Origin of the sequence: Saccharothrix obliqua (genome assembly GCF_019375475.1) — a bacterium.
Classification (GTDB): Bacteria; Actinomycetota; Actinomycetes; order Mycobacteriales; family Pseudonocardiaceae; genus Actinosynnema; species Actinosynnema obliqua.
In genome coordinates this window covers 1-2277 of the sequence record NZ_JAHXGQ010000029.1, presented here as the reverse complement: position 1 = coordinate 2277, position 2277 = coordinate 1, and the positions used below count along the sequence as shown (strand labels likewise).

2 protein-coding genes are annotated in these 2277 nt (G+C 74.7%); both read right to left on the bottom strand.

The features are described from left to right. On the bottom strand, window positions 1–1659 hold a 1659-nt coding region (locus KZQ38_RS35655), incomplete at its 3' end, for a type I polyketide synthase (RefSeq protein ID WP_219448448.1). A 9-nt stretch (window positions 1660–1668) separates the two neighbouring features. Then, window positions 1669–2277, bottom strand: a 609-nt coding sequence (locus KZQ38_RS37420; RefSeq protein WP_308258749.1) for an acyl carrier protein, incomplete at its 5' end; no start/stop codon positions are given.

Genomic DNA, 2277 nt, shown 5'->3' with positions numbered 1-2277 from the left:
CCGGGCCGCGAGGTCGAGCCCCATCCCGACGCGTTGCGAACCCTGCCCGGTGAACGCGAACGCCACCCGGCCACCGACCGGCCGCACCGCCGCCGGGAAGTCGGCGAGGTCGGTACCCGCCGCCCGGAACGGCATCGGGGTGCGCGTCGCGAGCGTGAACGCCTCGTCCGCCGTGGTCACGCCGACCTCGGCGAGTCGCCGGGCCTGCTCGGCGACGGCCTCCGGCGACCGCCCCGACAGGACGATCGGCACCGGGACCGCCTCGCCGCCGGGGCTTTCGACCTCTTCAGCCTCTTCGACCACGACGTGCGCGTTGGTCCCGCCGAACCCGAACGACGACACCGCACCACGCCGGGGCCGGTCGCCACGCGGCCACGGCCGGGCCTCGGTGAGCAGTTCCACCGCGCCCGACGACCAGTCCACGTGGCTGGTGGGTTCCTCGGCGTGCAGGGTGCGCGGCATCACGCCGTGCCGCATCGCCTGCACCACCTTGATGATCCCGCCGACACCCGCCGCCGCCTGCGCGTGCCCGATGTTGGACTTCAACGAGCCCAGTCGGACGGGCTCGCCCCGGTCCTGGCCGTAGGTGGCGAGCACGGCGCGTGCTTCGATGGGATCGCCGAGGGTGGTCCCGGTGCCGTGCGCCTCCACCAGGTCGACGTCCGCGGGTGACAGCCGAGCGGCGGCCAGCGCGGCGCGGATCACCCGTTCCTGCGCGGGGCCGTTGGGCGCGGTGAGCCCGTTGGACGCGCCATCGGAGTTCACCGCCGAACCACGCAGCACCGCCAACACGCGGTGACCGTTGCGGCGGGCGTCGGACAGCTTCTCCAGCAGCAGCACGCCGACGCCCTCGGACCAGCCGGTGCCGTCGGCGTGCTCGGAGAACGACTTGCACCGCCCGTCCGCCGCGAGGCCGCGCAGCCGGGAGAACTCGATGAACGCCGTCGGCGTGGACATCACGGTCGCGCCGCCCGCCAGGGCCAGGTCGCATTCACCACGCCGCAACGCGTTCGCCGCCAGGTGCAACGCCACCAACGACGACGAGCACGCCGTGTCGACGGTGACGGTGGGGCCTTCCAGCCCGAACGTGTACGCCAGGCGGCCGGAGGCGATGCTGCCCGCGCTGCCGGAGAACAGGTAGCCCTCGACGTCGTCGGGCGGCAGGTTCGGCCGCGAGCCGTAGTCGTTGTACATCACGCCGACGAACACGCCGGTCCGGCTGCCGCGCAACGACTCCGGGTCGACGCCCGCGCCCTCCACCGCTTCCCAGGTGGTCTCCAGCAGCAGGCGCTGCTGCGGGTCCACGGCGAGCGCTTCGCGGGGCGAGAGGCCGAAGAACTCGGCGTCGAACCGGTCCGCGTCGTGCAGGAACCCGCCGTGCCCGGTGGTGGACCGGCCGACCCGGTCCGGGTCGGGGTCGTGCAGGTCGGCGGGCCAGCCGCGGTTGACCGGGAACGGCGTGACGGCGTCGCGGCCCTCCTCGACCAGCCGCCACAGCTCGTCCGGCGTCGCCACGCCGCCCGGGTAGCGGCACGCCATGCCGACGATCGCGACCGGTTCCTGCGCCCGGTCCTCGACCTCCTTGAGCCGGCGGCGCGCGTCGCGGGCGTCGGCGATGGCGCGCTTGAGGTAGTCGCGGAGCTTGTCTTCGTCAGCCACGTCGTTCTCCTAGTCCAGCTCGTCGACCAGCGCGAACAGCGCCTCGTCATCGGCCGCGTCGAGATCGGGGTCCAGCGCCTGCCGCACGCCGAGCAGGTCGCGCAGGCGGTCGAGTTCGGCCTCGGCCAGCCCGCCGGACCGGATCAGCTCCGCGAGCCGGTCCACGACCGGCTCCGGCCGGTCACCGGTGTCCACGAGGGTCGCCAGGTGGTCGGCCAGGGCGCGGGGGCTCGGGTGGTCGAACACCACCGTGGTGGGCAGGGTGAGCCCGGTGGCCGCGCCGAGCCGGTTGCGCAGCTCGACGGCGGTCAACGAGTCGAAGCCCAGTTCCGTGAACGCGCGCCGCCCGTCGAGCGCCGCCGCGTCGTCGTGCCCCAGCACCGCCGCGACCTCCGCGAGCACCAGCGCGGGCAGGTCGGTGGTGTCGGGTGCGCGTGCCGGCGCGGGCCGCCGGGTACGCACCAGGTCGCGCAGCACGGCGGGCAGGTCGTCGCGGCCACGCAGCGCCGCCGTGTCCAGCCCGGTGAGGGCGAGCACGGGCGCGCCGTGCGCGAGGGCCGCGTCGAACAGCTCCACGCCCTCGTCGGTGGACAGCGGCTTCAGGCCGGCACGAGCGAG